14 protein-coding genes and 2 pseudogenes are annotated in these 16,459 nt (G+C 62.4%); 3 read left to right on the forward strand and 13 right to left on the reverse strand.

Features of this window, described 5'->3' with window-relative positions:
* Positions 1 to 10: 10 nt before the first annotated feature.
* Complete coding sequence (locus LHJ54_RS00460) at positions 11 to 1,105, reverse strand: copper resistance protein B (RefSeq protein WP_228241596.1); 1,095 nt, start codon at positions 1,103 to 1,105, stop codon at positions 11 to 13.
* A complete protein-coding gene (locus tag LHJ54_RS00465) occupies positions 1,102 to 3,021 on the reverse strand; it encodes a copper resistance system multicopper oxidase (protein WP_228241597.1) in 1,920 nt (639 codons plus the stop codon). Before LHJ54_RS00465 ends, LHJ54_RS00460 begins: the two co-directional genes overlap by 4 nt.
* A gap of 547 nt (positions 3,022 to 3,568) precedes the next feature.
* On the opposite strand from LHJ54_RS00465, the gene LHJ54_RS00470 reads away from it, so the two are divergent.
* From LHJ54_RS00470 to LHJ54_RS00480, 3 genes are read left to right on the forward strand one after another with little or no spacing between them, the layout of a single operon-like run.
* A complete protein-coding gene (locus tag LHJ54_RS00470) occupies positions 3,569 to 3,826 on the forward strand; it encodes a hypothetical protein (protein WP_228241603.1) in 258 nt (85 codons plus the stop codon).
* Positions 3,823 to 4,260, forward strand: coding sequence for a periplasmic heavy metal sensor (locus LHJ54_RS00475; protein ID WP_228241604.1), 438 nt, complete (start codon positions 3,823 to 3,825; stop codon positions 4,258 to 4,260). Before LHJ54_RS00470 ends, LHJ54_RS00475 begins: the two co-directional genes overlap by 4 nt.
* Complete coding sequence (locus LHJ54_RS00480) at positions 4,257 to 4,829, forward strand: RNA polymerase sigma factor (protein WP_228241605.1); 573 nt, start codon at positions 4,257 to 4,259, stop codon at positions 4,827 to 4,829. The genes LHJ54_RS00475 and LHJ54_RS00480 overlap by 4 nt, the downstream gene beginning before the upstream one ends.
* A gap of 486 nt (positions 4,830 to 5,315) precedes the next feature.
* Here the strand turns inward: LHJ54_RS00480 and LHJ54_RS00485 are convergent, their stop codons facing one another.
* The 11 genes and pseudogenes from LHJ54_RS00485 to LHJ54_RS00535 form a co-directional block, all read right to left on the reverse strand.
* Positions 5,316 to 6,122, reverse strand: coding sequence for a DUF4198 domain-containing protein (locus LHJ54_RS00485; RefSeq protein ID WP_306437032.1), 807 nt, complete (start codon positions 6,120 to 6,122; stop codon positions 5,316 to 5,318).
* Positions 6,123 to 6,144: 22 nt separating this feature from the next.
* Positions 6,145 to 9,135, reverse strand: coding sequence for a TonB-dependent receptor domain-containing protein (locus LHJ54_RS00490; RefSeq protein ID WP_228241607.1), 2,991 nt, complete (start codon positions 9,133 to 9,135; stop codon positions 6,145 to 6,147).
* Between the two features lie 297 nt (positions 9,136 to 9,432).
* Positions 9,433 to 9,702 carry a hypothetical protein gene (locus LHJ54_RS00495; RefSeq protein WP_306437033.1) on the reverse strand — a complete coding sequence of 90 codons (270 nt, stop codon included), beginning with the start codon at positions 9,700 to 9,702 and terminating at the stop codon, positions 9,433 to 9,435.
* 43 nt (positions 9,703 to 9,745) lie between these two features.
* On the reverse strand, positions 9,746 to 10,138 hold the full coding sequence (cueR, locus tag LHJ54_RS00500; protein WP_228241609.1) for a Cu(I)-responsive transcriptional regulator: 393 nt from the start codon (positions 10,136 to 10,138) through the stop codon (positions 9,746 to 9,748).
* Entirely contained in the window at positions 10,135 to 12,507 is a 2,373-nt protein-coding gene (locus LHJ54_RS00505; RefSeq protein WP_373457040.1) for a heavy metal translocating P-type ATPase, read from the reverse strand. Before LHJ54_RS00505 ends, cueR begins: the two co-directional genes overlap by 4 nt.
* 152 nt (positions 12,508 to 12,659) lie before the next feature.
* The gene (gene arsB, locus LHJ54_RS00510; RefSeq protein WP_373457041.1) at positions 12,660 to 13,694 is read right to left on the reverse strand and encodes an ACR3 family arsenite efflux transporter; all 1,035 of its coding nucleotides are present in this window, start codon (positions 13,692 to 13,694) and stop codon (positions 12,660 to 12,662) included.
* Between the two features lie 25 nt (positions 13,695 to 13,719).
* Positions 13,720 to 14,127, reverse strand: a complete 408-nt coding sequence (arsC, locus tag LHJ54_RS00515; protein WP_228241613.1) for an arsenate reductase (glutaredoxin) — start codon at positions 14,125 to 14,127, stop codon at positions 13,720 to 13,722.
* A pseudogene (locus LHJ54_RS00520) lies at positions 14,124 to 14,593 on the reverse strand (ArsI/CadI family heavy metal resistance metalloenzyme). The gene arsC and the pseudogene LHJ54_RS00520 overlap by 4 nt, the downstream one beginning before the upstream one ends.
* The gene (locus LHJ54_RS00525; protein ID WP_373457042.1) at positions 14,590 to 14,871 is read right to left on the reverse strand and encodes an ArsR/SmtB family transcription factor; all 282 of its coding nucleotides are present in this window, start codon (positions 14,869 to 14,871) and stop codon (positions 14,590 to 14,592) included. Before LHJ54_RS00525 ends, LHJ54_RS00520 begins: the two are co-directional and overlap by 4 nt.
* Positions 14,872 to 15,679: 808 nt before the next feature.
* Positions 15,680 to 15,901 (reverse strand): annotated as a pseudogene (locus LHJ54_RS00530) (transposase); the annotation flags it as partial.
* A gap of 44 nt (positions 15,902 to 15,945) precedes the next feature.
* Entirely contained in the window at positions 15,946 to 16,401 is a 456-nt protein-coding gene (locus LHJ54_RS00535) for an META domain-containing protein (protein ID WP_228241614.1), read from the reverse strand.
* Positions 16,402 to 16,459 lie beyond the last annotated feature (58 nt).

Below are 16,459 nucleotides of genomic sequence, written 5' to 3' on the forward strand. Positions count from 1 at the left end.
TTCCTTCAGTTCAAAACCAGAAACGGATACCGACGACATAATTGGTCACGCTTGGGTCCTCGCCCAATGCACGGGCGTAATCCGCACTGCCACCGATCCGCCAGTTCTGTTCGATTCCTATATAGGGTGCGAACTCGCGGATAATCTCGTAGCGCAGCCGCACGCCTGCCTCGACCTTATCAAGACCCGCACCGACACCGGACCAGGGAATGTCTTGGGCGGCCAGGTTCACTTCGACGCGAGGTTGAAGGATCAGGCGCTGCGTGATGCGCTGGTCGAGTTCGGCCTCGATCCGCGCGGTAATGTCGCCGCGGTGCGAGACGAACAGCGCAGCATCAAGTTCGAAGAGATAGGGTGCAAGACCCTGTACCCCCACTACGGCGTAAGTGGTGTCGGGCCCGGCAACATCTTGCCGCACCCCAGCTTGCAGGTCCCAGAAGGGCGAGATCGCCCGCGAATAGAGCGCTTGAAACTCAGCGTCTTCGACACGTTCGCCGAACGAGCCTTCGCCTTCGCTCTTGAACCAAAACCGACTTGTAGGGCTGCCATAGTAACCCTGAAAGTCCCAGATATAGTCGTTCGCGCCTTTCCGTGCGTGAACCTCGAGCCGGTCCCCTTGAAACCAGAATACATTGAAGTCTCCATGGGTGCGCCGAAGCTCCTCGCGCGCCTCGCTCATCGCGTCGGCGCCCCAGATCGCGTCCGCGGCGCGCGGTGGGCCGCTTCCGGCTTCGGGGGGCGGCGGCGTTTCCATCTCGGGTCCGGGAGACGGATCGGTGCTGCCGGCCATGGTACCATGGCCCATGGCACTGTGATCCATGCCCTCCATGGCCTCGCCGGAATTGGCAGCAGCCGCAGGCGTGGCTGGCATGACGTGGCCGGCGTGCGGGTCGCTTGCGGGGGGCTGCGCAGCGGACTCGACAGGCATGGCATGCCCCGCGTGCGGATCCACCGGTGTTGGGGCAGGCGTCGGCCCCGGCGGGGGCGTTGGAGCTTGGGATAGCATTTGCATGGGCATAGAATGCCCCTGATGCTGCGCCGATGCAGGTGCCCCGAGCAGCGCAGTGGCCAGCGCGGCGAGCGATAGGGAGGCGTGCATACTCATGCCGCGCCCTCCGGTCCGACCACCGTCACCGTCTGCATCATCCCAGCGTGCATGTGATACATGAGGTGGCAGTGGAAGGCCCAGTCGCCCGGCTCGTTGGCGGTCAGGTCGAAAGTGGCGCTTGCGCCCGGCTGCACGATGATGACGTTCTTGCGCGGTTGATGCGCCGGAGCCTGCCCGTTGACGATCTCGAAGAACATCCCGTGCAGATGGATGGGATGGCCCATCATGGTGTTGTTGACGAGCTTGACCCGCACCCGCTCGTTCCACGCGAAGCGGATCGGCACGTCACTCACGGCCGAGTACATGCGACCGTCGAACGACCACATGTAGCGTTCCATATTACCGGTGAGGTGCAGCTCGAGGAGCCGCGATGGCTCGCGCGTATCCTTGTTCGGCTCCAGGGCGGCCAGCATGCGATAGTTGAGCACGCGGTGGGGTACATCACGCAGTCCCAGGCCCGGATCGCCGGTCTTATCGACCGGCGACATCGACACCATGTCGATGCCGGGTCCGACCTTGACGTCGGGTGGCAGCAACGAGGTATCGCGCATGTTCATGCCGTCCATACTCATCGCACCCATCGCGGCTGCGGCCGTACCCGGCGATCCGCCGTGGCCCATCGCAGCGTGATCTGCTGCCGCTGCACCAGCACCGGCTGCAGCGGGCGCGCCGTGTCCCATCGCGGCGTGATCGACTCTCGCCGCACTGGCGCTGTTTGCGGTCGATTCAGGCTGGGGCATGTTCCCATGGCCCATTGCGGAATGGTCCATCCCACCGGACCCGTGGTCCATGCCCATGTCGCCCATGGTAAGCAGCGGCGGATCGCGTAAAGGCGGCACGGTCGCGCGTGCACCGGGACGGCTTGCCAGCATCGCCAGCGCCATCCCCGAGCGATCCATCGACTCGCCGACGATGGCGTAGGCCTCGGCGCTGCCGGGCTGAAGAATGACGTCGTACGTCTCGGCAGTGCCGATCTGGAACTCGTCGACTTCAACCGGCCGGACATTCTGACCGTCGGCACCAATGATGGTCATCGGGAGACCCGGGATGCGGACGTTGAAAAAGCTCTGCGCCGAACCGTTGATGACGCGGAGGCGGATGCGCTCGCCGGGGCGAAACAGATATTCAAGACCCTCGGTCGGCCCGCGCCCGTTGGCGAGGAAAGTGTAGGTTGGCGCGCCGATGTCCATGATGTCGGTCGGTGGCATCCGCATCTCGGCCCACATCCGGCGCTCCGCACCCGAGAGCTTGTAGCGATCGGTCCAACTCGTCTGCTGTCGGTTAAAATACCCCTCGCCGGTCCGAAGGCGGCTCATGATGAAATGCGGGTCGAGTTCGGTAAAGTCGCTGAGCAACAGAATATAATCGCGGTCGTATTGGACCGGCTCGGCGCCCGCCGGATCGATGACCAGTGGGCCGTAATGCCCCTGTTGTTCCTGCAGCCCCGAATGGCTGTGATACCAGTAAGTCCCCGCCTGCCGCACCGGGAACTCGTACGTGAAGGTCTGATTCGGCTTGATCCCTGGGAAACTGACGCCGGGGACGCCGTCCATCTGAAACGGCACGAGGAGGCCGTGCCAATGGATCGAAGTGTCCTCGCGCAGGTGGTTAGCGACGTTAAACCTGACGCTCTGACCTTCGCGTAACCGGATCAGCGGGCCCGGTACGCTGCCGTTCACCGCACGACCAATGCTGCGGCGACCCTCGATGATGCGCAAGCCATCGCGTACTGCAAGATCGATAACCTCGCCCTGCACTTCGTCGAAGCCTGCGCGAATGGTCGCGGCGCCACGTCGCGACATGCCATGCCCGCCGATGCTGTGTCCCTGCGCCCAGGCGGGCATGGTGCTGAAAGCCGAAACCGCGCCGAGCCCTGCAATTAGGCGACGTCGTGAAAGGGTAGTATTGCTCATGCTAGCCCTTACGCACGCCGCGCGGCCTTCCCTCAACCTTTTTATAGAGTCGATGATGCGATGTCGGCGTCGCCCCTCGGACCGTCGCCGGCGAGACCATCAGTCATTAAGACCATCTGACGTCCTAAGGTAACGACACACAGCCCAGCGGCACGTTTCTTTCCGCTGGCGTTGAAGGATCGAGGTCACGTGCGCCAGTCCTTCGCTGCGGGAACCGCCCTGCGCGTCCCGTGCTGAGAATCACAGCCCGACTTGGTTCGACGCCTGGAGCCTGCGAACATCAGCTGCCACTAGCACCGCCGGAAATGTATGGCCTCGCGGTCTGCCGAAGGGAGGCCAGCGATGCTCGCAATCTTGATCAACATATCTGGTCTGCAGCTTGGCGGGGTGTCACAATCGCCGAGGTACAACGCTGGCCGGGAATCGCTGGGACCCGGGGGCTGATCAACCGCATGTTCGCCTTGCGAGATCTTAGAGTCGCGGCAGCAGCATCATTTAGATGAGGGGTAGACGACCGAGCCGCGTATAGATCACCAGGAGACGCGATATGGAACTCGATGATTATCTCGAACGGCTGAAAGCACAGCCGCTCCCCGATCTGTCGGGAATTGACGGATTGCAACTTGCGATGCGTGCCCGTCGCGAACAGCGGCAAGGACGAACGGCGCTCACGACAGCGGCGGTCGCGGCGCTGATGATCGGGGTGGCGGGCAGTGTGCTAACGCCCACGGCGCCGTCCGCACCGGTTGTGCCGTTCGGTCCGCAAGCATCGCTCACCCCACTCGTGCAGCTGGGACGGGGATGACCCTGCGGCGCATAGCCCTAATCGCCGTAGTGGCCCTGATCGCCGCGGTGCTCGGTGTCTACATCGGTCGCGCAATGCTGCCGCAGCCAATGCACACGGGGAGCGAACTGCACGCGCTGTTGCATGACCGCCTTGACCTCGACGCGGCGCAGCAAGCCAAGCTCGACGCTATCGAAAAGACCTTTGCCGCCACGCACCAAAAGCGCGAGGCGCAGTTGCGCGCAGACAACGCCCGGCTCGCGGAAGCCATCGCGGCCGAACACGTGTACGGTCCGCGCGTGGCCGCTGCGGTCGACGCATCGCATCAGTCGATGGGGGCGGTGCAAAAGGTGACGTTGGAGCACATCTTTGCGGTGCGAGCGATCCTGCGTCCTGATCAAGCCGCAAAGTTCGATGCAGCGGTTAATAGGTCGCTGACCGCCGAAACAAAGTGAGTTCGGCAGAGGACGACCGAACGCTCATTGAGCGTTGCCAGTCTGGCGAAGCTTCGGCCCAGCGGGCGCTTGTCGAGCGGTACCGACCCGCAATTTGGCGGCTGACGCGCAATGCGACCGGCAGCGCGGAGGAGGCATTCGACATCACGCAGGAGACGTTCGTGTCTGCGTTCGGTGCGCTGTCACGCTACGACCCGTCGCGTCCGTTCGGAGCGTGGCTGACGCGCATAGCGGTCAACAAGTGCCGCGATTGGTCGCGACGGCGCGCTGTGCGTCGGATGTTCGAACTCGGGGTCCCAGCAGGTTTCGAGACTGCGGTAGTCGATGATGCCGCATTGCCCGACCGCGTCGCCGAAGCGCGCGCCGAGCTTGCCGCTGTATCGCGCGCCATCGCCGACTTGCCCTTGCGGCTAAAGGAAGTTCTGTTGTTGCGTGCCGTCGAGAGCATGAGCCAAGCAGAAACCGCTGAACTGCTTGGCATTAGCGAAAAGGCGGTCGAGACGCGGTTGGCGCGAGCACGTGAGAAAGTTTCCAGTACCTTACGGGCGAGCGACGTGCGCGGCGTATAGATGGGTGACGGTGACGTCCATAAGGTCGAACGCACGGGCCGGCTCCGCTCCGCAAGCGCGGCGAGTTGCCGACGACCGCCACCGAACTGAACGCCATCGCCGAACCTGCGATGATCGGGCTCAGCAGGAGACCGAACCATAGGTATAGAACCCCGATCGCGATCGGACCCCCCGCGGCGTTGAACAGGATTGAGAAGAACAGGTTCTGCCAGATCTTCGCCATGGTCGCGCGGCTCAGTTTCCGCGCGTGAACGATGTTCCCGACAGGCATGGGTTCGCCGCTGAGCTCCTACCTCACCCGCGAGCAACCTCTTATTCCAGCGAGCACTGGGCCAGTCGGCACGCATCGCATCAGCGTGCGCTTGTCCTGGGGTCCGACCGAATGGGGTTCGCACTTCCGACCGGCGCAAAGACAGTCATGGCCATCGACATTGCGATTGCCAGGCCCAAGGATTGCCTCCGCCTATCGGCAGTGCCTGCAGCGGATCAATCCGCCGCGCGGTTTTGCCCCGCCTCAAATGTAAAGGAGGCATTGTTGGTGGTGAAGCGTCCGCCAGGCTCTGTCGGAGGATCCAGCGTGGCAGCCACGAGCATCACCGGCCCCGACATCGCGGCGGGGAGGCGCACCCACCCCTCATTGTCAGTGAGAAGGTTCTGCCGCTTATCATGCGCGGTCCTCATTGTGACGGGATGCGCTGCCAGCGAACGCCCGTTCCGAAGGAGCTGGACCCTCACCGGCGAAGTGCCGGCCGCATCGAACTCCGGGACGAGCTCGACTTCAAGTCCCGCCGCAGCCTGCGTCGGGGGCGTGCAGACCTGGACGCATACGAGCGTCTTGGCCAGCCGGCGCGAGCGAATTTGGAGCGTCGCCCCCTTGGGAAGGAGGCGGCGCACTGTTGCGACCTCGTCGCCTTTGAACGGATGCTCTTCCAGGTACGTGTCAACCATCTCGGGCTTCCAGCTCGACTCACCCCAAATTGTCTGGAGCGTCACCACACCCATTCCCGGCGTATCGCTAGAGACGGCAAGGAGCAGAGATTTGGCGCCCTTTTCTCGCACCTCGACGGCAGCCGGACGGCCGCCGACCACCGCGCGAACCTCGGCGACTCGCGTTTGCGGTGATGCGACGTTCAGCGCCGGAAAGTCCGACGAGGACGTGGCGTGAACAATAAGCGGTGGCCCGCTCTTTCCTACGAACCCCTCTGGCACAAGGAAAAAGTCGTGCGCAGCTGCGCTTCCGGAAAACAGGAGCCCTAGACCCCCGACCGCGACCCTCATTAAAGATCTTCTCATCAGTCTGAACCTTTCATCGAGCTTAGAAGCGTGCGGTTAGACCGACGTAGTAACGGCGGCCCACCAGGTCGTAAGTGGATGGGTCGGTATTGGCGGCGATTGAGGGGGAGTACACTGGAGGCTGCTGATCCGTGAGGTTGTTGACCCCAGCCCGAAGCGTCATCAAGTCGTTCACCTTCAATGAGGTGTTGAGGTCGAAGTAGTTGACGGCGTTAAGAACCTGGGCACGGTTGTTGAAGTTCTCGACGGAGTCGATGTAGCGCCATCTCACGCCGAGGGTGAAGGGATCGTAGTTCCAGTTTATGCCTGCCAGGAATTTCCACTCCGGTAAAGTCAGGCCAAAGGCATTCGAGATAGTCCCCTTACGATCGGTGAACGGACCCTCGGGAATGTCCTGACGCTGCCACTCCTCTAGCTTCGTGCCTATGAAGTTGAGGGCGAGTGAGCCCCAATTCGGCCCACCGACGTCTGCCAGCGTGAGGGTCCAGTCAACCTGGAAGTCTATGCCGCTAGTCTTGAGCGTGCCTAAGTTGGCGTTTGTCTCGAGCGAACTCGTAATTTGTCCCGAATTCGGATCGCGACCAAACAGCTGACAGAAGAAATTGTTAGGATCGTAGGTCGGATTGGACGTGCCGTTCTCGTTGAAACAGCGACGCAGCTGCTCCGTGGTGGCGAGGGTGCCGACCACCTGCTTGATGGTGATGTCGTAGTAATCGATCGACGCGGACAGACCTGTAAGCCACGGACTGGAGAACGGCGACCTCAACGTTGCGCCGACCGTGAATGAGTCGGCGGTTTCTTCCTTGAGAAGCGGGTTGCCACCGGTGAGCCCAGAAGCTTGCGAGTTCGAAAAGGTGAAGGAATCGACGACTTGGACCGGAACGTTCTGCGCGACGCAAAGGGCCCGTACCTGGCTGGCATTAGCTGCGCCGGGTGCGCGGTATGCGCCTCTAATGTCGCACGGATCGCCAGAGAACTGGCGAACGCCCGCCGAAGAGACGGGCACGCCGATGTTAGGAAAGCTCAGGCTCTGCGGTGCAAACAGCTCGCCAAGCGATGGCGCGCGAACGGCGCGCTGGATTCCGCCGCGAACCCGCAGTCCCTCGAAGATCTCCCAGCTCAGATCCGCCTTGTAGGTGCTAACGCTGCCGATCGTGTCGTAGTCTGAGACGCGGTAGCCAAGGTTCGTTTCCAGGCTGCGGATAAGCGGCAGATCGCGCAGGAGCGGGATCAGGAGTTCACCGTAGACTTCACGCACCTTTTCGGATCCCGAAAGCGGCTGGCTGGATAGGCCCGCCAACTCGGGGCCCGTGACTCCGTTCAGCGTGAAGGTGGCCAACGCCAACGGGTCGGGGACGAAGTTGTAGTTCTGTTCGCGATAGGTCGCACCAACCGCCGCCCGGACTTGACCGGCTGGAAGGTTGAAGAGCCCACCCTGCAGGTTGATTTCAGCAATGCGCTGATCATTCTCTGTGGTGTTCGTGGGCACCCGGGTGACATAAGCGACGCAGGAGTCGCTCAATGGCTTCTCACCGAACGGGTTGAAGCCACCGGCGCAGAGCGAAGCTCCGCCGTCGGGCGCGTTCAGCAGACTTTGGACCGCCGAGCGTGATAGGTAGCCCGTGTAGGTCGTACTGTTGTCGACGCGCCCGTAGGAGAGATATGCGTCATAGGTCCAGTCGCGAACGCCGGGCAGTCGGCCGCGGAGACCCGTCGTGATCTGATAAACGTCGTAGCTCTCGTTCTGCCGCCGCGGGCCGAGTTCGTTGAAGCGCTTGTCGAGGCGAAAGGTGCCAGCAGGATTGGGGCGCGAATTCAGGACCGCCCGGAGTTCCGCCGGGATGAAGGGGTTAGCCGCCGGGATACGAAAGCCGGTAGTGGGACCCGTGGCGGGGTTGGAGGCTAGCTGGTTGTTCGCGTCAAACTGCGAAAACAGGAAATCGGCATAAACGTTCGCGAACGGGCTGATCTCGTAGTTCGCCGCAGCGTAAACGTTGTATCTCTCCTGCGGTATGATCATGTAGTTTCGATCACCCGTCGCATAGGTGAAATCGGTCTGCTGCAGCGGGCCCGGCGTTCGGAAGCCCTCATAGCCGACCCCGCCAGGGCTGATGTAGTCGCGGGCTCCCTGGTAGGCGAACAGCGTGCCGTTGTTATTGAAGCCGAAAGTGTTCCCTCGAACGGCGCCCGGCACGGCCGCGCTGACTGCGGCGACCGACGGAAGGTTGTTCGCGTCGAACACGGTGGAACCGAGGGGCGACGTGCCGGCGAAGCCCCCTATCAACGAGAAGTCGCGCGCCGCGTTGAGGACCGATTCTCGGTTGGAGTAGCCCAGCGACAGCACCACGTTGCCGCGGCCGGCCGCGATGTCGCGGCCCACCGTCAGGCTGACGGCCTGGCTCGCTGCGTCGCCACGGTCAGAGACGCCGGACAGCGCGTCGAGCTGAACGCCTTCGAATTTCCTGTTAAGCTGAAAGTTCAACACCCCGGCCACAGCGTCCGAACCATAGGTGGATGAGGCGCCGCCCGTGATTGTCTCAACGCTGGAGATCAAAGCCGTCGGGAATAGGTTCAGGTCGACGACCGAAGAGGCGCTTGAGGATACGACGCGACGCCCGTTCAGCAGCACGAGGGTGCGGATCGCACCGAGGCCGCGCAACTGCACCTGAGCTTGGCCCGCGACGTTGGGGCTGTTCGACGAAGCGCTCCCCAAGGGCGTAAACTGCGGCAGCTCCTGGATCAGTGTTTCGATATTCGTCGAGCCCGTCGCCTTGATGTCTTCCTGCGTGACCGTGACGATCGGACTGTTGGCTACATAGTCTTTGCGCGCGATGCGCGAGCCGGTCACGACGATATCGGCCGCCTCGGCAGGCGGCTCCTGGTCTGCCGCAGGCGCCGCAACCGCTTCCTGCGCCACGGCGGGCGTGGTCACCAGCGCTGCGGCCGAAAGGAGAGAGACGCCCTTGAGGATCGATGAGCTGAGAACACGGCTGCGATAAGTGATGTTGACCAAGTTATTGCCCCCTGGCGAGTTTTCAGGCCGCTACCGGGCCTCTCTCGATTTCCTCAACGAGGAAGCCCTTCCTGTCAACCGGCCTTGAATCTTGACCCGATGTCGGGTGGCATTTTAACCCGATTTTATTAGCGGCGGCTTGGGTCGATCATAGCCACGTCTTGCTAAAGAACGTCATCCGGCAGCGTCTGGCCGGGCATTTGATGATGCCTATGTGGCCTCGCGCGGCCTGCAGCAATCGGTCGAACTGCGAGCCATCGCGGCGGCGGCGGAAAGATTTCGGCGTTGGCTGGGTTTCTAGCAGGGCCAGTCGATCGTCAGACCTTCCTGTTCCACGTGGGCGATGACGGCCTCGGAGAAGCTATAGCTGATACACCCTGACGCCTGGTCGAAAACGAGCACGCTGTCGATGATCGCGGCCCCGCCGGTCGAGGGGTCGTCGACAACATAAGTTGCGGTGAAAGTTGGCTCGTCGAAGAAGGCTTTAACCAGCGGGGTCGGTTGTGTGCCCGCAGCAGTCGCCTCGACAAGGGCAACGGCGCGTACGAGAGTGGTGTCGTTCTGCACCGATCAGCTCCCGCTTTGGTCAGTGGAACTAATTTCGCCGACATCACCCGACGGCCTCGAGGTCATCGAGGATGGGGCAATCGGGCATTTGGTCGCCGTGACACTCTGTGGCCAGGCGCTCGAGCGATCGGCGCATCGAATCCAGCTGCCGGGACTTGGCCTTCAAGTCGGCCGCCCGGGCCAGGGCGAGCGCCTTGACCTCCGCACTGGCGCGGTCGCGATCCTGCCAGAGCCCCAGCAGCTGCCGAATTTCCTCGATCCCGAAGCCGAGGTCGCGAGCCCGCCCGATGAATGCGAGCGTGTGAACGTCTGTCGCATCATAGTCCCGATACCCGGAGTCCCGGCGCGCGGCAGCGGGGATCAGACCCACCTTCTCGTAATGCCGGATCATCCGCTGGCTGACGCCGGACGCGCTCGAGGCTTCGCCTATCTTCACAAACGGACGCTCCGCAAGCGCAGCGAGTTGCCGATGACCGCCACCGAACTGAACGCCATCGCCGCACCAGCGATGATCGGGCTCAGCAGGAGACCGAACCACGGGTACAAAACCCCGGCCGCGATCGGCACCCCGGCGGCGTTGAATACGAACGAGAAGAACAGGTTCTGCCGGATGTTCGCCATGGTCGCGCGGCTGAGTTTGCGCGCGCGGACGATCCCCCGCAGATCGCCCTTGACCAGGGTGATCGCGGCGCTTTCCATCGCCACGTCGGTGCCCGTGCCCATGGCAATACCGACGTCGGCAGCCGCGAGAGCCGGGGCGTCGTTGATGCCGTCTCCGGCCATCGCCACGCGCCGCCCCACGCGACGAAGCTCTTCTACCTTTGCCTGCTTCTGCTGGGGAAGGACATCCGCCATCACATCCTCGATGCCAACGCGGCGGGCGACCGCTTCGGCCGTCCGGCGGTTGTCGCCGGTCATCATCACGACGTGGATGCCGCTCTCGCGAAGTTCCGCGACCGCCTCAGCCGCGCTGTCCTTGATCGGGTCCGCGACCACCACGACACCGGCGAGCTGTCCATCGATAGCGACGAACATGACGCCCTCGCCCTCTGAACGATGCCGGTCTGCCTGGCTTTCAAGCGGGCCGGTGTTCGCTCCGATCATTGCGAGGAGGGCGACGTTGCCCAATGCGACCTGGCGCCCATCCACCTGCCCGGTTACGCCCTTGCCGGTTACCGAGGCGAAATCGGAACTTTCCGGCAGTACGATCCCCCGGTCGTTCGCGCCTTCCACAATCGCCGCTGCCAGCGGATGCTCGCTCCCGCGCTCCAGCGCCGCGGACAGACGGAGAACCTCGCTTTCGTCGAAACCATCTGCCGGCTGAACCTTAATCAGCTTCGGCTTGCCGACAGTCAGGGTGCCCGTCTTGTCGACAACCAGAGTGTCGATCTTTTCCGTCAGCTCGAGAGCTTCGGCGTTCTTGACCAGCACACCGGATGTCGCCCCCCGGCCGGTTCCAACCATGATCGACATCGGCGTCGCGAGACCGAGCGCACACGGACACGCGATGATGAGAACCGCTACCGCATTGACCAGTGCGTGCGCGGCGCGCGGTTCGGGCCCCACGAAATTCCACACGATGAAGGTGGCGATGGCGATCAGCACGACACCGGGAACGAACCAGCCGGAAACCTTGTCCGCGAGAGCCTGGATCGGTGCGCGCGAACGCTGTGCATCGGCAACCATCCGGACGATCTGGGAGAGCATGGTGTCGCGGCCGACGCGGTCTGCCCGCATGACCAGACCGCCGGTTCCGTTGACCGTGGCGCCGGTGACCCGGTCGCCCTCGCTCTTTGCGACAGGAACGGGCTCGCCGCTGATCATCGACTCATCGATCGAGCTCCTGCCTTCGACCACGACACCGTCGACCGGCACCTTCTCGCCGGGGCGGATGCGAAGCAGATCGCCGACCTGCACAAGGTCCAGCGCAACGTCCTCGTCGCTGCCGTCGGAATTGACCTTGCGCGCCGTCTTTGGTGCCAGGCCGAGCAATGCGCGGATCGCCTTTCCGGTAGCAGAGCGGGCGCGCAGCTCGAGAACCTGGCCCAGCAGCACGAGCGTCGTGATGACGGCAGCAGCCTCGAAATAGACCGGCACCATGCCGCCCATCGTTCGGAGCGCGGGAGGAAATATCTGCGGCGCGACAGTCGCGACCAGGCTGTAGCCAAAGGCGACCCCTACCCCGAGCCCGATCAATGTGAACATGTTGAGGTTGCGTGTTCGCAGCGACTGCCAGAATCGCTCGAAGAACGGCCAGCCGCCCCACAGGACGACCGGCGCCGCGAGTACCAGCTGCACCCACTGGGACGTGCGCATGGGCATCACGTGCCAGCCGAGTATCTCCATGAGGAAGACAAGAACGACAAGCGGGGCGCTGAATGCGGCGCTCACCCAGAAGCGCCGCGTCATGTCGATGAGTTCGGGGTTCGGGCCTTCCTCCAGCGTCGGCTCGAGGGGCTCCAATGCCATGCCGCAGATGGGGCAGGTGCCGGGACCGTCCTGGCGGATTTGGAGATGCATGGGGCAAGTCCAGATCGTGCCGGCAGGCACGTCCGACAGATCGGCCTTCGTCGCTCCCGATGTCGGGCCGGAAAGATAGCGCTCCGGATCGGCGCTGAACTTTGCCAGACAACTCGCGCTGCAGAACCAGTAGGGCTTTCCGTCGTGCTCGAACCGATGAGAGCTGGTTCGGCTATCCACCTTCATGCCGCAGACCGGGTCTGTCGTCATCCCGCCTTCGTGTTCGCCCTGCGGCGTCGCACGGGAGCCATGCGTGCATTCGTGCTGATGATGGTTCTCGTGCATGTCCGGCTCCTTCAAAACGAATCGGTTTGCGCAACCTTATGGTGTCTGACATCATGTCAGGGTCAAGCGGATCCGCCAGTGGCGGTAGAACTGGGATGGAGATGGTGCTGGTGCCGCGTTCCTATGGACCGTAATCGCAGGTCCGCATTTGACTAAGCGAGCGCTTCATGTCGTTCGTACCAGCCGCGCGACCGCTTCACGATGGCGACGACCGAAAGCATCACCGGCACTTCCACCAGCACGCCGACGACAGTGGCCAGCGCTGCTCCGGAGTTGATGCCGAATAGCGAAATGGCGGCGGCGACGGCAAGCTCGAAGAAGTTCGACGCCCCGATCAGCGCGGCGGGCGCGGCGACGCACCAGGCCACACCGAACTTGCGGCTGAGCCAGTAAGCCAGGCCGGCGTTGAAATAGACCTGGATCAGGATCGGCACGGCGAGCAGCACGATGACCAATGGCTGGGCCAGGATCTGCTCACCCTGGAAGCCGAACAGCAAGACAAGCGTCGTCAGCAGCGAGACGAGCGAGATCGGCCCAAGCACGCCAAGCAATCCGTCGAGCGCAGGCTGTCCGCCCGTTGCCAGGACGCGCCCGCGCATCAGCTGCGCGATCACGACCGGGATCACGATATAAAGCACAACTGAGAGCATCAGCGTGTCCCAGGGCACGGTGATCGACGCTACGCCCAGCAGCAATCCGACGATGGGTGCGAAGGCGAACACCATGATGAGGTCGTTCAGCGCGACCTGGCTGAGCGTGTAATTGGGCTCGCCTTCGCAAAGGTTCGACCAGACGAAGACCATCGCCGTGCACGGCGCGGCGGCCAGGATGATGAGACCGGCTATGTAGGAAGAAATCTCGCCGGTGGGGAGCAGGGGCGCGAACAGCCAGCCGATGAAGAAGGTGCCCAGCGCCGCCATCGAAAACGGCTTCACTGCCCAGTTGATGAAGAGGGTGACGCCGACGCCTTTCCAGTGCTGGCGAACCGACCCGAGCGCCCCGAAATCGATCTTGAGCAGCATGGGAATGATCATCAGCCAGATGAGCACCGCAACGGGCAGGTTGACCCGCGCGATCTCGGCAGCGGCTATCGCCGCAAACGCGCCCGGAACGACCGCCCCCAGAGCGATGCCGACCACGATGCAGAGCAGCACCCATACTGAAAGATATCGCTCAAACTTCGACATTGCGGGCCGCGCCGCCAATCCAGCATCAGCCATTGGCCAGCACAACCTCGCCGCCTTCCTTCACGAAATCCGCGTCGAGTGTCCAATCGAGGATCGAGAGAACCTCTTCGGACGGTCGGCATAGCCTTGCCCCCTTCGGCCCCACCACGATTGGGCGGTTGATCAGGATCGGGTGCTCCATCATCGCGTCGATGAGTTGGTCGTCGGTGAGCGAGGGGTCCCTCAGACCGAGCTCGGCGAACGGTGTTCCTTTCTCCCGAAGCAGATCGCGCGGGCCGATGCCCATGCGTCGAATAAGCGAAACCAATTCCTCCCGGCTTGGCGGAGTTTCCAGATAGTGGATCACTTCGGGCTGGAGCCCCGTTGCGCGGATCAGCGCCAAGGTGTTGCGCGACGTCCCGCAAGCCGGATTGTGGTAGATGGTGACGCTCATCCGCAGCAGCTCACCGTCTGCGCGGGCACGGCCCGAGCGCAGCATGCACCATCGGCGGCATTGGCGGAAAGAGCGGCCAGTACGGGGCTGTCGCCGTAGACTGTGGCGTCGCCATTGGTGAGAAAGGCTTCCCAGACGATGGCGTCCGGATCGGCGATCCAGCTCTTTTCCGACTTCGCGTAGCAACAGGTGGTCGCGCCTTCCTCCAGGACGGGACGATCGGCTGCCTGGAGCCGACCATAAACCTCCGCCAGTTCCTCGCCGTTTTCGGCCTGGATGCCGAGATGCTCAATGCCCTTGGCAGCGTGGTCGCCCGAGGAGATGGCAAAATTGACGCGGGGGTCTTCCAGCATCCACTTGGCATAGTCATCCTTCATCACGGTCGGCTCGGCTCCAAACAGCGTCGAGTAAACCCGATGGACACGCTCAGATCGGCGACGCTGACGTGGACATGCAGACGCTTCATGCGGAAATCCTTTCCTGAGGCTGCGCGGCATCCTCGCCGCAGTGTGCCGCCGGCGCGCAGGCCGCACCGCCGCAGCAATTCTCCATGAGGTAGCCGACCAGCGCGTTCATCGCCGCATAGTCGGCCGTGTAGATGAGCGAGCGTCCCTCTCGCCGCTGTTGGATCAGCCCTGCGCGCGTGAGGTGGGCCAGATGGAACGACAGAGACGAGTTGGGAACCCCGAGCGTTCCGGCAATGACACCCGCGGGCATACCGTCATCCCCGGCCTGAACCAGCAAGCGAAACAGTGCCAGGCGATGCTCCTGCGCAAGAGCACCAAGCGCCTCGACGCAGCGGCTGAATTCATTTCCATGAAAATCGAAATATTGTTGTTGAACTTACTGGTCAAGAGATATTTCGATAAATCTCGAAAGGAGAGTGCGACTTCGCTCTTTTGGTGCCAAGGCTCGCGATCCGCTAAGGCCGCAAAGCGGCCACCATCGATCGCCGGAAAAAAGGGTCAAAAAGTGTTCTTGAGTCCTTAAAAAGGCATCGAACCAATACCTTATACGCCTTTTGCGGGCCTTTTGCGGACCTTTCGAGAAAGCCACATCGCAGAAGCGTCTGTTATAGAACTGGAAGTCATATCAAATTGGATGCCTCTTCTGACCATCGCGTCGAACGTGTGGGGACAGCTGTGGGGACGCTTTAGGGGTGATCGAAGAAAAATAAGTGCAAACAATTACATAGCCCGATGTCGGAGCTGACACCCTCTCCGCCAACATCTCAATGCGAATGAATGAGATGGGCCTTACGGGGCCGAGAAATCCCCAGCTTCCGCGCGGTTTTGACGGTGACGCCTGAACTTCAGAGACTGCCGGAACCGCCAAAATCGATCTCTGAACGGCTTTTGTCTCTTGTCACCCGAACCTCGCCGGAAAAGGTTCGGTCTCGAAAAGTGACGGGTTCCTGAGGTTTCTCTGACCAACTTCGACTGTACCTTTTGAGGCCAATCTCGGCAGGCGAGTGGGTAGAGAACCAAAGGTGCTGACCGTGTTCCCCGGGGCGTCTTGGCAACCGTCGAGCCACGGCAGGATCGAGTTCGGGTCAGGCGGCCATGGCTGGCAGTCTGACAATGGGATTTTGGGTAACGGAGCCGAAGCTTTCCATAGTCATGTAGCGGCGGGATACCACCCACTCGTCATTCTGCTCCAGCGCTAGCGCGCCGACCAGGCAGACCTCGGCGGCATCGTTGGGGAAGATGCCGATGACGTCGGCCCTTCGCTTGATCTCCTCGTTGACCCTTTCGAGCGGATCGGTGGACGCGACCTCACTTGCGTCGCTCGGGGTAAAGCTGAGATCAGCGGATATCCTCAATTCTGACCTGTTCGTTCCCAAACCAAGATGCCGCCATCGGCGTACAGGCTCATGTTTAGCTGTCCATCGCGGATAACGTAGGAACGCACGTATTCCAGTTGCTGTGCAAGTCGCTCGCCCAGGCCATTATCCTGGCAAAGGGCCCGCGTCGAAGCCAGCGGCTTGAAGGTCAGCGTGCCGGAACTGGCGCCCGTTCTCGATGCTTCCCAGCCCGTTCGACCGCGGTTGCAGTCAAGCTGGAGATAAGCGCTGCCATCGGCGTTGAATTTGATCGTGTAGCGATCGCGATTGCCTGGCTGGGTTGTCCCCTGAGCATCGTCACTGCTCTGCATTTCAACAAGGCGCCAGGTGGAGCCGGACAGCGGAGTGCGAAGCTCCGGAAGGGTCGAGCACCCCGCCAAAGCCGCTGCAGCAACTGCCAGGGTGATTGGGCTTGATTTCCTGTGTTTCATCGCTTCTCTCTCCATCAATTGACTTACCTCCACAGAGTAGTCCGTATTGATTGTTCGT

Source organism: Porphyrobacter sp. GA68, assembly GCF_022605525.1.
GTDB lineage: Bacteria > Pseudomonadota > Alphaproteobacteria > Sphingomonadales > Sphingomonadaceae > Qipengyuania_B.